Here is a 14,205-nt window from a genome sequence, read left to right on the forward strand (position 1 = left end):
CGTGGCGTTGGCACGAGGCCGGCGCTCCGACCGCCGCATCGATTACTGGCCGGGCTTCGTCGATGCGCTGTCGACGCTGCTGTTGGCGATCATGTTCCTGCTCACGGTTTTCGTGCTGGCGCAGTTCCTGCTCGGCCGCGAGATCTCCGGCAAGGACACGGTGCTCAACCGCCTCAATTCGCAGATCAACGAGTTGACCCAGCTTCTGGCGCTGGAGCGCTCGACGACGCAGGACAAGGAGGACACCCTTGCCAATTTGCAGGCATCGCTGTCTACATCGGAGGCGGAAAAGAGCCGGCTCGAGCAATTGCTGGCGCAAGGCGCCGGTGCCGGCGATGCCGCCAACCAGCGCGCGACGGCACTTTCCGGCGAGCTCGACAGCCAGCGCCAGATCAGCCAGCAGGCGCTGAGCCAGGTCGAGATCCTCAACCAGCAGATTTCGGCGCTGCGCAGGCAGATCGCAGCGCTCGAACAAGCGCTCGACGTGTCCGAAACGCGCGACCGCGAATCCAACACCAAGATCGCCGATCTCGGCCGCCGCCTCAACGTCGCACTGGCGCAACGCGTGCAGGAGCTAAACCGCTACCGCTCCGATTTCTTCGGCCGCTTACGTGAAATTCTTGCCGACCGCGAGAACATCCGCATCGTCGGCGACCGCTTCGTCTTCCAGTCGGAAGTGCTTTTCCCGACCGGCTCCGAGGTGATCAACGATGCCGGCAAGGTCGAGATGAAGAAGCTCGCCGATGCCATCATCGAATTGCAAAAGGAAATCCCGCCGGAGATCAACTGGGTGCTGCGCGTCGACGGCCACACCGACAACAAGCCGCTCTCCGGCACCGGCCGCTACCGCGACAATTGGGAATTGTCGACGGCGCGCTCGACATCGGTAGTCAAGTTCCTGATCGAGAACGGCGTGCCGGCCAACCGGCTGGTCGCGGCCGGCTTCGGCGAATTCCAGCCGCTGGACCCCGCCGATACCGAAGAGGCGCGCAACAAGAACCGCCGCATCGAGTTGAAGCTGACCGAGCGGTGATCTGCAAGCCTTTGGCTTGTATCATGCGCCAGGTCGAGCCGGCTCAAGTCGGCGGCATTTAGGGCACTGGTGCGGCAGCGGCAAGAACTAAAAAAATTACCTTTTTTTAATTACACTTTGCCGCCATGGCCTTTTAGCCTTGGTCATGGGCCGAGAACCGCCGGCGGTGGAACCGCTCATCGCGACGCGACGGAACCTGACGGCCCGCGGCCGGAAGGCAGGACCCTCCCAACCACCGCCTTCCCCAGTAAAGGAGACGCAACCATGCGCTTCTTCGCTCCCACGAATCTCAGGACTGCTACGCTCGCCACACTGCTCCTCGCCGTTCCGTTTGCTGGCGCTTACGCCGGCCCGCGTGCGACGGCCTTGATCAATCAGATCCAGAGCGTGGAGACGGGTATCCAGGGCGCCATCCGGGCGAACAAGCTCGAGCCGGGCGAGGCACGTGACTTGCGCACGCAGGTCGCTCAACTCGATCGGGCCGCCCAGAGGGCCGCTCGCCGTGGAACGATGCCGAGCACGCAATATCAGCAGTTGATGGCGCAGCTCGACGATGTCAGCCAAAAGCTGCGCGCTGACACCGGCAGTGCCTTCCTCATCGGCAACGGCGCCGATGGCGGATACTATCCCAACGGCTACGGCCCAACTTATCCAGGCGGCTGAAATCGGCCGCAGTGCCCGGCACTGTGGCAATGGATTTTGCGCATGATCCTTTTCCAGCTTTCGGTTAAGGGATCATGCGCTAGCCCAACGCCAGTGCAATCAGCGCCTGCACTGCCGGCACTGTCTCGATGAACAGGATTTTACGACCCGCCGTCGCTGCGCCGTAAAGGCCGGCGATGGCGACGCAGAGCAGGAAGAAGACTTTGAACTGGAAACCGGCTTCGCCGAAGTAAAGCCCCCAGATCAGGCCGGCTGCGAGAAAGCCGTTGTAAAGCCCCTGATTGGCAGCAAGCACTTTCGAGGCCCCTGGCGAATTCCGGGGTCAGCCTGAATACCATGTGGCCGCGCGGCGTGTCCCACAGCACCATCTCCAGATAGGCGATGCAGAGGTGGATCACGGCCACCAGCCCGACCAGCACATTGGCGATCACGTTTCGTCTCCCCCATCGCGGTCTGCCGCCGCCGGACGACATTGATCACGCACGCCACCGCTTCCACAAGATGCTTTTCGGCCGTTGCGGCCGGCAGTCGATGCATCGGTCGCGGACGGTCTTCGGGGGTTGCCAACAGTTTTGCATTGGTATCTTTTCCCGCCGTCAAATCAGCGGAACCCACAATGTCCTTTCAAAAACTCGACGACCTCGGCCACAAGCTCGAAGCGCTGGAACACGCCCTCGCTATCCTCGGCGCCGACGAGGCGACCCATATGGCGGTCGGCGGCGGCGAGAAGCGCGCAGAGGCAATGTCGGCGCTTGCCGGCATGCACCATGCCCGGGCGACTGCGCCGGAGATTGCCGACTGGATCGCGGCGGCCGAACAGGAGGCGCTCAACGAAGAGCAGCAGGCCGCGGTCAGGGAATTCCGCCGGCAATACACCAACCTGACCTGCCTGCCGGTCGAGTTCGTCGAGCGCCAGACGACCGCGCGCATGCGCTCCGAGCAGCTCTGGCGCGACCTGCGCGCCAAGAACGACTGGGCCGGCTTCCTGCCGGCGCTGGAAGGCGTCGTGGCGCTGGTCCGCGAGGAGGCGGCCCTTCGCGCCGAGGTGCTCGGGCTCGAGCCTTACGACGCGCTGATGGAGCAATATGATCCGGGCAATCGCACCGCCGACATCACGCCTGTGTTTGCCGAGTTGAAGACCTTCCTGAAAGGCTTCGTGCCGGAGGCACTGGCCGTGCAGGAAGAGCGGCTGGCGAAACATCCGCTGAAGCCGCTTTCCGGCACCTACCCCTTGGACAAGCAGCGCGAGCTCGGCCTCGCCATGATGGCGGCAGTCGGCTTCGACCTCACCCACGGCTCGCTGTCGGTTTCGCACCATCCCTTCTGCGGCGGCGTGCCGAGCGACGTGCGCATCACCACCCGCTACAAGACCTCGGATTTCCTGTCGGCGCTGATGGGCGTGCTGCACGAGACCGGCCATGCGCTGTACGAGCAGAACCTGCCGAAGGCGTGGGCGCACTGGCCTCTGGGCAGAGCGCGCGGCATGGCGGTGCATGAAAGCCAGAGCCTGTTCGTCGAAAAGCAGATCGGCCGCAATCCAGAATTCTGGCGCTGGGCGCTGCCGGTGGTCGAAAGACACCTCGGCGAGAGCTGGACGATCGACGACATCCTGCCGCATGTACACCGGGTCGAGCGCGGCCTGATCCGCGTCGATGCCGACGAGGTCACCTATCCGCTGCACGTCATCCTGCGCTACGAACTGGAGCAGGAGCTTGTCTCGGGACGGCTGGAAGCAGCCGACCTGCCCGAAGCCTGGGATGCCAAGATGCGCGATTATCTCGGCCTGTCGACATCAGACAATCCGGCTGACGGTCCGATGCAGGACGTCCACTGGCCGGGTGCCGCCTTCGGCTATTTCCCCTCCTACACGCTCGGCGCCATGATGGCGGCGCAGCAATGGGCGGCGCTGACCAGGGATCATCCTTCAGCCGACGAAGACCTCGCCAAGGGAGATTTCGCCGCGATCAACGACTGGCGCCGCAAAAGGATCTGGTCGCAAGGCTCGCGCTGGTCGACACCGGAACTGCTCGAACGCGCTACCGGCGAAAAGCTCGATGCCGCACATTTCACTGACCATCTGAAGAAGCGGTACGGGAACTGAGCCGCTTCGTCTATTCCAGGTTCTTGCCGCGGTGACTGCAGAAATCCGCGAAACTGGCCTTTACTTTGGTGGGAAAGCCTCTGAAAAAGGAGTTCTTCCAAGTTGGGCGAGCGTAGATGTCTGTCTGTTACAGTTTTCATAGGATGAAGTCTTTCTGGCCCCGCTTGGTATTTTTCATCTTATTGATCGGCCTGAGTTCTCCGGCCATGTCCGACGACATGGTTCTCAAGGGTCCGGCAGAAAGCTGGGTAAAGCAGCTTGATATTCCGGCTGCCGATCCCACCCGATCGGATCAAATCAAGAATGGCGTTTCATGGCTGCTCTCGGACGACCAGATCAAGCATCGCGCCGGCGGCTATGTCGAGTACTCGCGCACCGTCTATAAAATCGTCGACCGTCCCGGCCTGGATCGTGGCGCGAGTATCGATCTGCAGTTCGATCCGTCCCGGCACAAGGTCACGCTCAACCATCTTCACATCATCCGCGATGGTGCCGTTTTGGACCGGCTGGAAGGCGTCCAATTCGACATCTTCCGCAGGGAAAGAGACGCCGAGAAAGGCGTCTTCGACGGCTGGCTGACAGCACATGTCAACATCGATGACGTGCGTGCCGGCGACATCGTCGATTACGGGTCGACCTACGAAGTAACACCGCTGGTCGGCAAGGACCTTTTCTTCAAGAATTTCTCCACCGAATGGGAAGAGCCGGTAGCGCTTATCCACACAAGCATCATTTGGCCTTCGGGCCAGCCGCTCCAGATCAAGACAAGGGGAACCCGACTCAAGCCTTCAATCTCCCCGACTGGGCCGGACACCACCTATCTATGGGAAATTCCAAACCCGAAACCGGTCAATGTCGAGGACAACCTGCCCGTGACCTATCCAGGCTGGGGCTCCATCGATGTCGCGTCTACCGCGAATTGGCAAAGTGTGGTCGATGCCGTTGCGCCCTATTACAAGCCAGCGACCGTTTTTCCCTCGGCTTTTGCCGCAAAGCTCGACGACATCGCTCTGCGGCATCCGGTGCCCGAAGACCGGATGGTCGAGGCAATGCGGTTGGTGCAGGACCAGATCCGCTATGTAAGCCTGTCGATGGGTGCCGGTTCCTACGTTCCGCGTGATCCCGCGACGGTCATCCTGAGCGGGTTTGGTGACTGCAAGGACAAGGCCCTGCTGCTGGTTTCGTCGCTTGTGCGGCTTGGCATTGCTGCCGAGGTCGCCTTGGCCGATCTCGACGAGGGACGGGCCCTGGACCAGCATCTGCCGGCGCTCCGCGATTTCGACCATGCCATCGTCAAGGCAAGGATCGGAGCAAAGACATATTGGCTGGACGCCACGAACTATCTTCAGGGCGGCAGGGCGCACAATCTCGCACAGCCCGACTACGGCTTCGCGCTGCCGCTTTCCAGCACCGGCGGGTTGGAGAAGATGCCGAGCCCTGTGCTTACCAGCCCATCGATCCAGATCGCCGAGGAATTCGACTTTCCGCGGAAACCGGGCGATCCCCTCGTGCTGACGGTCTTCTCGACATATGAGGACGCCGATGCCGATTGGATGCGCGGCAATTTCGCCAGCAGGTCGCTGAGCGAGGTGTCGGACGCCTACCTGAAATACTACAACAAGCAATATCCGGGCATCCAAACCATCGCCAAGCCGGAAATCGTGGATCGCCGCGACGGCAACATAGTGAGCGTGAAGGAAAGTTATCGCTTGCCGGCGGAGGCGCTGGCGGCCAACGATCTGGCAAAGAATTTCCCGATCCGCGCGGCCGATCTCGGCAACAACTCTCTTCCAACCCCGACAATCGTCGACCGAACCGGGCCCGTCTCCCTCGGCCCCCAGTTCTACCGCCGCCACAAGGTGACCGTGCGCAACCTCAAGGCGAGGTTTTCCGGCGAGTCGATGAAAAACGTCGTGACGCCCTATCTGTCTCTCAAGGCATCCTGGTCCAACACGCCCACCGAATTTCAAGTTGAATGGAACTTTCAGACGCTGGCGACTGAAGTACCGGCCAAGGCGATTGCCGATTATCTGAAAACCGTCGATGACCTCGCAGACCAGGTTCGCTGGCAGTACGATTTTACCTATGAAGAGCCGCCTGCCGATGTGCAGCTCAGCGATCCGGCAAAGGAGCAGCGACAGACCGTCGCCAGCATGCTTTTGTTGTCGTTGCTTGTCGGCGTTCCCCTGTTCATAGCCTATCGACGCGGCAAACGCCGAGCTTTCGGTAGCTGAAGAAACTCGGCGGCCGCTGGGCACCATGATCCCGAAAAGTGGATGCCGGTTTTCGGAAAAGATCATGGTCAAACAAGAAGATGGAGCCTCATCCCGATTTCATCGGGATGGAGCGATGCTACTCGGCCGCGCCCCTGAAAGCATTCGCCCCGGTGTCGAACTGCAGCTTGGCAAGCCGCGCATAGATGCCGCCCTTGGCGACCAGGCTCTGATGCGTGCCTTCCTCGACGATGCGGCCGCCATCCATGACCAGGATGCGATCGGCCTTCAGCACGGTTGCCAGCCGATGGGCGATGACGATCGTGGTGCGGCCCTGCATCAGCCGGTCCAGCGCCGTCTGCACCAGCGTCTCGCTTTCGGCATCTAGCGCCGAGGTCGCCTCGTCGAGCAGCAGGATGGGCGCATCGCGCAGAATCGCGCGGGCGATCGCCACGCGCTGGCGCTGGCCGCCCGACAGCGTCACGCCGCGCTCGCCGACCTGGCTGTCATAGCCCTTTTCGAGTTTCAGGATGAACTCGTCGGCAAGCGCGTCCTTCGCCGCCGCCTCGATCTCGGCCTGGCTGGCGCCAGGCCGGCCAAAGCCGATATTGTCGCGCGCGCTTGCGGCAAAGATGGTGACGTCCTGCGGCACGATGGCGATGCGCGCGCGGATCGCGGCCGGATCGGCCTCGCGCAGATCGACCCCGTCGATGACGGTCCTGCCGGCCTCCGGATCGTAGAAGCGTAGAAGCAGCGAAAACACCGTGCTCTTGCCGGCGCCGGATGGCCCGACGATCGCCACCGTCTCACCGGGTTTGACCTGAAAGCTCAGGCCATGGACGGCGGCGCGGTCGGGCCGGGCCGGATAGGAGAAGGAGACATCGTCGAAACTGATCGCGCCTCTCGCCTTTGCCGGCAGCGGCTTCGGATCGGCGGGCGCCTGGATCGCCGGTTTCTCGGCCAGGATCTCGGTCAGCCGTTCGGCAGCGCCCGCTGCCTGGGACAGTTCGCCCCAGACTTCCGACAGGGCGCCGAGCGCGCCGGCGGCGAACACCGAATAGAGCAGGAATTGGCCAAGCGTGCCTGGCGACAGCGTGCCGTCGAGCACGTCGCGCGAACCGAACCATAGCACCGCCACGACCGAGGAAAAGATCATGAAGATGGCGAAGAAGGTGAGAAACGAGCGGGCAAAGATCGAGGCCCGCGCCGCTTCGAACGCTGCTTCCACGGCGGATGAAAAATACCCGGTGACAAGCTTCTCGTTGGTGAAGGCCTGCAGGGTGCGCACCGCGCCGATCTGCTCGCTGGCGTAGGCGGTGGCATTGGCCAGAGTATCCTGCGCCAGCCGTGACTTGCGCCGCACCGAGCGGCCGAAGGCGACCAGCGGCAGCACGATTAGCGGAATGGCCGCGATGACCAGGCCGGACAGTTTTGGGCTGGTGAAGACCATCATCGCCACGGCGCCAAGGCCGAGGATGACGTTGCGCAAAGCCACCGAGGCGGTGGCACCGACGGCCGATTTGACCTGTGTCGTGTCGGCGGCGAGCCGCGAGACGATCTCGCCCGACTGGGCTGTATCGAAGAACGAGGGCGACAGGGTGGTGACGTGGGCAAAGACATCGCGGCGGATATCGGCAACGACGCGCTCGCCGAGCGTGATGACGAAATAGTAGCGGCTGGCCGATGCCGCCGCCAGCACGGCGGCCATCACCACCAGCATGGCGAAATATTCGGCAATGAAGCTGGAATCGGAGGCGGAAAAGCCGTGGTCGATCATCCGCCGCACGGCCAGCGGCAGCGCCAGCGTCGTCGCCGCCGCGACGGCCAGAGAGACGATCGCGCCGATGACCATTTTGCGGTAATGGGTGATGTAGGGAAACAGGCGCTGCAGCGGCCTCAGCGAGCGCCTGCGCTCGTCTGCATCGCCGCTGATGTTCGCCATGACCGTTTCCTTTGGCCCTTTGGGGTTTGCGCCATCAATATGCGCTTGCCGCGGCCTTGTGATTCAATTCCGGCTGATGTATAGGCTCGCCGACCGTTTTAGAAGCCGTGGCTCCTCAATAGCTGCGGCTTCGAGTTTTAAAAAGGGGCGCATCGACGCAGGCTTCAGCCCGTCGGCAGCACCCGGCAAGCCAGGAACAGACCCATGAAGACCGATATCCATCCCGACTACCACACCATCAAGGTCGTCATGACCGACGGCACCGAGTACATGACCCGTTCGACCTGGGGCAAGGAAGGCGATACGATGAACCTCGACATCGACCCGACCACCCATCCGGCCTGGACCGGCGGCCAGCAGACCCTGCTCGACCGCGGCGGCCGCCTGTCGAAGTTCAAGAAGCGTTTCGAAGGTTTCGGCCTCTAAGCCGCATTGGCGTTTCGCAGATCGAGAAACCCGCCTTCGTGGCGGGTTTTTTGTTGCGAAAATACGGCCCTACTCGCCGAGCAACTCGCGCAGGGCCATGCGCTTGTAGGCTGCGACCAGCCTGTCGCCTTCTTGCCGCCCGACCGAGATCGCCAGCCGCATGGTGGCCTCGCCCAGTTGCCAGATGAGAAATGACGTCGTTTCCAGCGCTTCCGAATCGGCGGACGGCCGCAGCCGCTTCAGCACTGTGGTGAGGAATTCGGCGTTGGCCCGGCTATCGGCAAGCTCGAGTTCGCGCAACGCCTTGTCGGCCTGCGTGCCCGACCAGATGTCGCGCATCACCGGCTCCGCCAGGAACAACCGGTAATAGATATCCACCAACTCCGAAAACGCCTTGCGCAAGCCGTCGGCGTCACTGACGTCGGCAAGTGCCGCGGCAATGCAGGCCTGGCTTTCGGCGGTATAACGTTCGGCCAGTGCCCAGATGATCGCTCTCTTGTCGGGGAAGAACTGGTAGAGCGAGCCGATCGACACGCCGGCCCTCTCCGCAACCTCGCCCATGCGCATGGCGTCGCTGCCTTGCTCGGCGATCAGCGCCGAGGCGGCGGCCAGCATGCGCTCGACCCGCTCGCGGCTGCGCTGCTGGCTCGGCGCCCGGCGCGGCGATGCGGCCTGCTCGTTGCGGGAACCCGGTGCAGCGGTGCCTTCCATGACTGTCTCCAGAAAAATGGCTTGACTGACAAAATACGAGGGTTTATCACGTTTTGCAAATGTGAGGATCGCTCACATTTTTTAAACGACACGCCAATCAAACTGTCGAACCCCGAACCGGAGCAACTGACATGATCATGAAACTGCTTCCCACCCTTGCTTTCGTCGCTGCCATTGGCTCAGGCGTTGTCGGCGGCGTTTTCTTCGCCTTCTCCAACTTTATCATGCCGGCGCTCGCCCGCTTGCCTGCCGAAGGCGGCATCGCCGCCATGAATTCCATCAACATCACCGTGATCACGCCGACATTCATGACCGCACTTTTCGGCACCGGGCTGGTCTGTCTTGTCCTCGCCGCCGGCGCTCTTATCGGCTGGAGCCAACCGGGTTCGTTCTGGCTTCTCGCCGGCGCCCTGATCTATGTCGTCGGCAATCCGATCGTGACGATGATGTTCAACGTGCCGCTCAACAACGCCCTGGCCGCCGTCGATCCGGCAAGCGCCAACGGCGCCGCCGTGTGGGCCACCTATCTCAGGGACTGGGTGATGTGGAACCACGTCCGCACTATCACCGCCATCATGGCGCTGGGCTGCTTCATCTTCGCATGGCGGTGAATGCAGGACGGAAGTCCTAAAAGGCCGTCAGGCAGGGTCTTTTGACTTATCGCCCTTGCGGTCGGCATGGCCGAGATCGCGATCCGGATCGATGACGTCGCGAACCAGTTGCTTGAGCTTTGCGGCGTCGGGAAAACCGCCGTCACGCTTGCGGTCCCAGACCAGCGTGTCATTGCAGGAAATGGTGAAGATGCCGCCGGTGCCGGGCACCAGCGTCACTTCGCCCAGATCGGTGCCGAAGGTCGACAGCAGCTCCTGCGCCATCCAGCCGGCCCTGAGCAGCCACTGGCACTGGGTGCAATAGGTGATGCGGACTGTGGGCAGCGCCTGTTGGATCATGCCGCGCTGAGCTTCGCCAAGGTCTCCTCGTCGACCTCGAAATTGGCGTAGACGCTCTGCACGTCGTCGTCGTCCTCGAGCGTCGCAACCAGCTTCATCAGCGATTGTGCCCGCTCCTCGTCGACCGCGATATTGGTCTGCGGCTTCCAGATCGGCTTCACCGATTCAGCCTCGCCGAGCGCGCCTTCCAGCGCCTTCGACACTTCGCCGAGATTCTCGAAGGCGCAATAGATCGTGTGGCCGTCCTCGTCCGACTGGACATCGTCGGCGCCGGCCTCGATCGCCGCGTCCATCACCTTCTCGGCGCTGCCGGCCGATGCCGGATAGTAGATCTCGCCGACGCGGTCCCACATGAACGATACCGAGCCGGTCTCGCCCATCGCCCCGCCGGCCTTGGTGAAGGCGGCGCGCACATTCGACGCCGAGCGGTTGCGGTTATCGGTTAGCGCCTCGACGATCAGCGCGACGCCGCCTGGCCCGTAACCCTCGTAGCGCACGGCTTCGTAGGTCTCGGCATCGCCCATCGACGCCTTGTTGATGGCGCGCTGGATATTGTCCTTCGGCATCGACACCGCCTTGGCGTTCTGCACCGCAAGGCGCAGGCGCGGGTTCATCGATGGATCGGGCGTGCCGCTCTTGGCGGCGACGGTGATTTCGCGCGCCAGCTTGGAAAACATTTTAGACCGCACCGCATCCTGGCGGCCCTTGCGGTGCATGATGTTCTTGAACTGTGAATGGCCAGCCATGGCACCCCTGTCGTCTTCTCGGCTAGAGCATCTGCCGCCTGGTGAACCACCCGGCATCTTGCAAAAATGCTCGAATTCAAAATTTCAGAACGTCCTGCTGCGTCCCTGACGGACGGACGGCGCTCGCTGTCGGAATGGCCGGCTTATAGATAAATCGGCTCAATTCGTCCAGCCGCGCCATTGCTGCCGGCACGCAAGGCTTTCAAGATCCGAAAATCGGCAGGCTTCGGCAAACCTTTCATCCCTTAAGATCGGATTTCAGCCGGTCGAGGATGCTGATCGCGTGCGTGGCATATTGACTGATCCAGCGGTCGTGGATGTGCTTGATCGGCAGCGCGTTGAGATGGTTCCAGCGTTCGCGCCCCTCGCGCCGCGCCACGACCAGGTCGGCCTCCTCCAGCACCTTCAGGTGCAGCATGACCGTGCAGCGGTCCATGTCGGGGAAGGCATCGCACAACATGCCGGTGGTCTGCGGCGCATCCTTCAGCCGGTCCAGCAACGCACGCCGGCGCGGATGCGCCAGCGCCTTGAAAACATTGTCGTCTCGCGATTGGCTTGACATGTTATATTTCTATAACATATCCTTGAGCCATTCAAGGAAGGAGCTGTGGATATGTCTCTTGGATTCAGGGTTTCTGGCCGCATCGGCAAACCCGTCGCCGAAGTCTTCGATGCGGTCGTCAATCCGAAGAAACTCAGCGGCTACTTCACCACGATCGGCGGCGCCAGCGCACTGCTGGTGGCGGGCGCCACCGTCATCTGGTGGGGCAAGGTTCCCGTCGAGGTAGAGGAGGTGGCCAAGGACAGCCGCATCGTGCTGCGCTGGGATGCCACCGACGCCGACGGCAAGCCAGCCTACAAGACCCGCATCGAGATGAATTTCGAGCCGCTCGACGATGGCGGCACCTTCGTCACCATCGCCGAAACCGGCTGGCACGAGAACGCGGTCGGCCTGAAGAAATCCTACCTCAATTGCGAGGGCTGGTCGCAGATGCTGGCCTGCATGAAGGCCTATGTCGAATACGGCATCAATCTGCGCGACGGCTATTACCGCAGCGAGATGAAGGGCGAGCCGGCTAACGAGAACAACATCTGAGAGCAATGGAGTAAGAATGACCGCGAAGATCACCGGCGGCATCAACATCGCCATGAAAGTCCCGCCGCATCAATACCAGGCGACGATCGCCTTCTATCGCGACGTCATCGGCCTGAAGCCATTCACGGCCAAGCCGCCGGCCGTCGGCTTCGAACTCGGCCCCAATCGCCTGTGGATCGACGAAGCGCCGACGCTTAGCCAGGCCGAGATCTGGCTGGAACTGTTCACCGATGATTTTCCAGGCGCTGCGGACCATCTCGCCAAGGCCGGCGTCGTGCGCTGCGATGCCATTGAGGCACTGGGTGAAGGCTTTCGCGGCGGCTGGATCACCAATCCGGCCAACATCATTCACCTCGTGCGCGAACCCGATGCCTGGTGAACAGGGCGGCGCCGTGGAAAGGAGGACGCTATGAAAATCCGTGAAACACCGACCGCCGAAGCCGGCATGCTGATAAGGCGGCCGGTCGCCGACGTATTCGAAGCCTTCGTCGATCCGGCGATCACGACGAAATTCTGGTTCACCCATGGCAGCGACAGGTTGGACAGCGGCAAGGAAATCAGTTGGGAATGGCGCATGTATGGCGTCTCGACGACGGTCAATGTCAGTGAGATCGTCGATAACAAGAAGATCGTCATGCAATGGAGCGATCCGCCGACCACCGTAGTGTGGACTTTCGCCGAGATGCCGGGCGGCACGACCTTTGTCGAGGTCCGCAATTCCGGCTTTGTCGGCAGCCCCGATGAGCAGGTCAAGCAGGCGATCGGCTCGACCGGCGGTTTTGCGCTGGTGCTCGCCGGCGCCAAGGCGTGGCTGGAGCAAGGCGTGATGCTCGGCCTGATCGGCGACCGCCACCCGAAGGACGTTCCAGCAAATTAAGTAACGGCGAGCCAAGATCGGCTGGCAACAGACCGCGAATGCTCAGGAACGCCGCTTTTCCTGCTCTAGCACATGACGGCGGAGCACGCGGTTGATCTCCGTTTGATAGCCACCGCCTTCGACATGCTCCTTGAACCAGGACAGCACATCAGCGTCAAGCCGAATGGTCACCGGCTGCTTTAGTGGCCGGTAGAGGTGCCCTCGGCGAGCATGAACCCAATTCTCGGCCGAAGTTTCCGGAATGTCGGACGTGTCAATTTCGCTGTCAGGCAAATCTGCCAAATTGGCGAGCTGGTTGCGCTGATCTTGGCTAAGTTCCTTCCTGCTCATAGCGCCTCCTTTCATGCGGCGTTGCTTTCCGGGCACCGACAATCCGAATTCGTTCCTCATCTTCGAGATCGGGATAAGTGTGAACAACGAGCAGTACCACCAGCCCTTGGATCATCCCGATCGCATGCCACCTTTGCTCGCCATCTTCAAACCGGTCAGGCACAATCAGATGAAGCGGATCCTTGAAGACATCTTCGGCGAGATCGAACGCAACACCATGCTTGGCACGGTTGCGCTTGGCCTTCTCGGGATCCCATTCAAATCGCAATATGGCGGCACCGTTATTTACAAAATTGTACGCACAATTCTGTAAGAGTCAAGTCAATGCCCGCCCCCGCCCTTTGCCTTCTTCCGCCGCCGAGCCAGCATGTTGAGCCCTTCGACCAAGGCCGAAAAACCCATGGCGGCGTAGATGTAGCCTTTCGGCACGTGGTAACCCATGCCGTCGGCGATCAGCGTCATGCCGATCATCAGCAGGAAGCCGAGCGCCAGCATGACGATGCTGGGGTTCCTGGCGATGAAATCGGCCAGCGGCCCGGCCGCCAGCATCATCACGCTCACCGCCACGATCACCGCGATGTACATGATCGCGATTTCGTCGGTCATGCCGACGGCGGTGATGATCGAGTCGATCGAGAAGACGAGGTCGAGCAGCAATATCTGGAAAATCGCGCCGGCCAGCGAAAGCTGCAGCGTCTCGCCCATCATGGTGTCCTGGTGATCATCGAGATCGACCGTGTGGTGGATCTCCTTGGTCGCCTTCCAGACGAGAAACAGGCCGCCGGCGATCAGGATCAGGTCGCGCCATGAAAACCCGTGGCCGAAGGCGGTGAATATCGGCGTCGTCAGTTGGACGATGATCGAGATGGTGGCCAGCAGGATCAGCCGCATCACCAGCGCGGCCGAGATGCCGAGCCGCCGGGCGCGGGCCCGCTGCGCTACCGGCAATTTGTTGGTCAGGATCGAGATGAAGATCAGATTGTCGATGCCGAGCACGACTTCCAGCACGATCAGCGTCAGCAGCGCGACCCATGCCGTCGGGTCGGAGACAAAGGCGAGATGCGGCGCCAGGAATTCGACTAGCTGCATGGAGGTCGTCCCCTCTACGATCTAGAGC

17 protein-coding genes and 1 pseudogene are annotated in these 14,205 nt (G+C 61.8%); 9 read left to right on the forward strand and 9 right to left on the reverse strand.

Going from position 1 to position 14,205, the window contains the following annotated elements:
* Window position 1 precedes the first annotated feature (1 nt).
* Together NKI67_RS04750 and NKI67_RS04755 are read left to right on the forward strand one after the other, a co-directional pair.
* Window positions 2-1,033, forward strand: a complete 1,032-nt coding sequence (locus tag NKI67_RS04750; protein WP_352644574.1) for a peptidoglycan -binding protein — start codon at window positions 2-4, stop codon at window positions 1,031-1,033.
* A 264-nt stretch (window positions 1,034-1,297) separates the two neighbouring features.
* Window positions 1,298-1,696, forward strand: coding sequence for a hypothetical protein (locus NKI67_RS04755; RefSeq protein ID WP_352644575.1), 399 nt, complete (start codon window positions 1,298-1,300; stop codon window positions 1,694-1,696).
* A 79-nt stretch (window positions 1,697-1,775) separates the two neighbouring features.
* Here the strand turns inward: NKI67_RS04755 and NKI67_RS04760 are convergent.
* A pseudogene (locus NKI67_RS04760) lies at window positions 1,776-2,127 on the reverse strand (DUF1304 domain-containing protein).
* A 185-nt stretch (window positions 2,128-2,312) separates the two neighbouring features.
* On the opposite strand from NKI67_RS04760, the gene NKI67_RS04765 reads away from it, so the two are divergent.
* A complete protein-coding gene (locus NKI67_RS04765; protein ID WP_352644577.1) occupies window positions 2,313-3,797 on the forward strand; it encodes a carboxypeptidase M32 in 1,485 nt (494 codons plus the stop codon).
* Between the two features lie 206 nt (window positions 3,798-4,003).
* Window positions 4,004-6,031 (forward strand): DUF3857 domain-containing protein, encoded by a 2,028-nt coding sequence (locus tag NKI67_RS04770; RefSeq protein ID WP_352644579.1) that lies wholly within the window; start codon window positions 4,004-4,006, stop codon window positions 6,029-6,031.
* 118 nt (window positions 6,032-6,149) lie between these two features.
* Here the strand turns inward: NKI67_RS04770 and NKI67_RS04775 are convergent, their stop codons facing one another.
* Window positions 6,150-7,952, reverse strand: coding sequence for an ABC transporter transmembrane domain-containing protein (locus NKI67_RS04775; protein WP_352644580.1), 1,803 nt, complete (start codon window positions 7,950-7,952; stop codon window positions 6,150-6,152).
* 204 nt (window positions 7,953-8,156) lie between these two features.
* Between NKI67_RS04775 and rpmE the strand changes: the two genes are divergently transcribed.
* Window positions 8,157-8,378, forward strand: a complete 222-nt coding sequence (gene rpmE / locus NKI67_RS04780) for a 50S ribosomal protein L31 (protein WP_006327661.1) — start codon at window positions 8,157-8,159, stop codon at window positions 8,376-8,378.
* A gap of 69 nt (window positions 8,379-8,447) precedes the next feature.
* Here rpmE and NKI67_RS04785 read toward each other — a convergent pair whose 3' ends face one another.
* The gene (locus tag NKI67_RS04785) at window positions 8,448-9,089 is read right to left on the reverse strand and encodes a TetR/AcrR family transcriptional regulator (protein ID WP_352589998.1); all 642 of its coding nucleotides are present in this window, start codon (window positions 9,087-9,089) and stop codon (window positions 8,448-8,450) included.
* Between the two features lie 131 nt (window positions 9,090-9,220).
* Between NKI67_RS04785 and NKI67_RS04790 the strand changes: the two genes are divergently transcribed.
* Entirely contained in the window at window positions 9,221-9,700 is a 480-nt protein-coding gene (locus NKI67_RS04790) for an anthrone oxygenase family protein (protein WP_352590001.1), read from the forward strand.
* Between the two features lie 27 nt (window positions 9,701-9,727).
* On the opposite strand, the gene NKI67_RS04795 is transcribed toward NKI67_RS04790, so the two are convergent.
* The 3 genes from NKI67_RS04795 to NKI67_RS04805 all read right to left on the reverse strand — a co-directional run bounded on the left by NKI67_RS04795 (window position 9,728) and on the right by NKI67_RS04805 (window position 11,347).
* Window positions 9,728-10,039 (reverse strand): Rdx family protein, encoded by a 312-nt coding sequence (locus NKI67_RS04795; RefSeq protein WP_352644582.1) that lies wholly within the window; start codon window positions 10,037-10,039, stop codon window positions 9,728-9,730.
* Entirely contained in the window at window positions 10,036-10,785 is a 750-nt protein-coding gene (locus tag NKI67_RS04800) for a YebC/PmpR family DNA-binding transcriptional regulator (protein ID WP_352540320.1), read from the reverse strand. Before NKI67_RS04800 ends, NKI67_RS04795 begins: the two co-directional genes overlap by 4 nt.
* A gap of 238 nt (window positions 10,786-11,023) precedes the next feature.
* Complete coding sequence (locus NKI67_RS04805) at window positions 11,024-11,347, reverse strand: ArsR/SmtB family transcription factor (protein ID WP_352569576.1); 324 nt, start codon at window positions 11,345-11,347, stop codon at window positions 11,024-11,026.
* Between the two features lie 51 nt (window positions 11,348-11,398).
* Here NKI67_RS04805 and NKI67_RS04810 point away from each other — a divergent pair, with 51 nt between their 5' ends.
* Genes NKI67_RS04810 through NKI67_RS04820 form a run of 3 tightly spaced genes read left to right on the forward strand, consistent with a single transcriptional unit; the run spans window position 11,399 to window position 12,758 of the window.
* Window positions 11,399-11,881 carry an SRPBCC domain-containing protein gene (locus tag NKI67_RS04810; RefSeq protein WP_352569575.1) on the forward strand — a complete coding sequence of 161 codons (483 nt, stop codon included), beginning with the start codon at window positions 11,399-11,401 and terminating at the stop codon, window positions 11,879-11,881.
* Between the two features lie 16 nt (window positions 11,882-11,897).
* The gene (locus NKI67_RS04815) at window positions 11,898-12,260 is read left to right on the forward strand and encodes a VOC family protein (protein WP_352454915.1); all 363 of its coding nucleotides are present in this window, start codon (window positions 11,898-11,900) and stop codon (window positions 12,258-12,260) included.
* A 30-nt stretch (window positions 12,261-12,290) separates the two neighbouring features.
* Window positions 12,291-12,758, forward strand: a complete 468-nt coding sequence (locus tag NKI67_RS04820) for an SRPBCC family protein (protein WP_352569574.1) — start codon at window positions 12,291-12,293, stop codon at window positions 12,756-12,758.
* 42 nt (window positions 12,759-12,800) lie between these two features.
* Here NKI67_RS04820 and NKI67_RS04825 read toward each other — a convergent pair whose 3' ends face one another.
* From NKI67_RS04825 to NKI67_RS04835, 3 genes are read right to left on the reverse strand one after another with little or no spacing between them, the layout of a single operon-like run.
* Window positions 12,801-13,088 carry a BrnA antitoxin family protein gene (locus tag NKI67_RS04825; protein ID WP_352450852.1) on the reverse strand — a complete coding sequence of 96 codons (288 nt, stop codon included), beginning with the start codon at window positions 13,086-13,088 and terminating at the stop codon, window positions 12,801-12,803.
* Window positions 13,069-13,356, reverse strand: a complete 288-nt coding sequence (locus tag NKI67_RS04830; RefSeq protein WP_352569573.1) for a BrnT family toxin — start codon at window positions 13,354-13,356, stop codon at window positions 13,069-13,071. Before NKI67_RS04830 ends, NKI67_RS04825 begins: the two co-directional genes overlap by 20 nt.
* A gap of 53 nt (window positions 13,357-13,409) precedes the next feature.
* Window positions 13,410-14,177 carry a TerC family protein gene (locus NKI67_RS04835; protein WP_352569572.1) on the reverse strand — a complete coding sequence of 256 codons (768 nt, stop codon included), beginning with the start codon at window positions 14,175-14,177 and terminating at the stop codon, window positions 13,410-13,412.
* Between the last annotated feature and the right edge of the window lie 28 nt (window positions 14,178-14,205).

It is taken from the genome of Mesorhizobium sp. M0408 (assembly GCF_040321495.1).
GTDB lineage: Bacteria > Pseudomonadota > Alphaproteobacteria > Rhizobiales > Rhizobiaceae > Mesorhizobium.

What these genes read in the sequence shown, in the direction of transcription:
- NKI67_RS04805 (WP_352569576.1), bottom strand. Translation starts at nt 11,347, where the DNA reads ATGTCAAGCCAATCGCGAGACGACAATGTTTTCAAGGCGCTGGCGCAT.
- NKI67_RS04820 (WP_352569574.1), top strand. Translation starts at nt 12,291, where the DNA reads ATGAAAATCCGTGAAACACCGACCGCCGAAGCCGGCATGCTGATAAGG.
- NKI67_RS04775 (WP_352644580.1), bottom strand. Translation starts at nt 7,952, where the DNA reads ATGGCGAACATCAGCGGCGATGCAGACGAGCGCAGGCGCTCGCTGAGG.
- NKI67_RS04800 (WP_352540320.1), bottom strand. Translation starts at nt 10,785, where the DNA reads ATGGCTGGCCATTCACAGTTCAAGAACATCATGCACCGCAAGGGCCGC.
- rpmE (WP_006327661.1), top strand. Translation starts at nt 8,157, where the DNA reads ATGAAGACCGATATCCATCCCGACTACCACACCATCAAGGTCGTCATG.
- NKI67_RS04755 (WP_352644575.1), top strand. Translation starts at nt 1,298, where the DNA reads ATGCGCTTCTTCGCTCCCACGAATCTCAGGACTGCTACGCTCGCCACA.
- NKI67_RS04765 (WP_352644577.1), top strand. Translation starts at nt 2,313, where the DNA reads ATGTCCTTTCAAAAACTCGACGACCTCGGCCACAAGCTCGAAGCGCTG.
- NKI67_RS04790 (WP_352590001.1), top strand. Translation starts at nt 9,221, where the DNA reads ATGATCATGAAACTGCTTCCCACCCTTGCTTTCGTCGCTGCCATTGGC.
- NKI67_RS04825 (WP_352450852.1), bottom strand. Translation starts at nt 13,088, where the DNA reads ATGAGCAGGAAGGAACTTAGCCAAGATCAGCGCAACCAGCTCGCCAAT.
- NKI67_RS04810 (WP_352569575.1), top strand. Translation starts at nt 11,399, where the DNA reads ATGTCTCTTGGATTCAGGGTTTCTGGCCGCATCGGCAAACCCGTCGCC.
- NKI67_RS04835 (WP_352569572.1), bottom strand. Translation starts at nt 14,177, where the DNA reads ATGCAGCTAGTCGAATTCCTGGCGCCGCATCTCGCCTTTGTCTCCGAC.
- NKI67_RS04815 (WP_352454915.1), top strand. Translation starts at nt 11,898, where the DNA reads ATGACCGCGAAGATCACCGGCGGCATCAACATCGCCATGAAAGTCCCG.
- NKI67_RS04785 (WP_352589998.1), bottom strand. Translation starts at nt 9,089, where the DNA reads ATGGAAGGCACCGCTGCACCGGGTTCCCGCAACGAGCAGGCCGCATCG.
- NKI67_RS04795 (WP_352644582.1), bottom strand. Translation starts at nt 10,039, where the DNA reads ATGATCCAACAGGCGCTGCCCACAGTCCGCATCACCTATTGCACCCAG.
- NKI67_RS04770 (WP_352644579.1), top strand. Translation starts at nt 4,004, where the DNA reads ATGTCCGACGACATGGTTCTCAAGGGTCCGGCAGAAAGCTGGGTAAAG.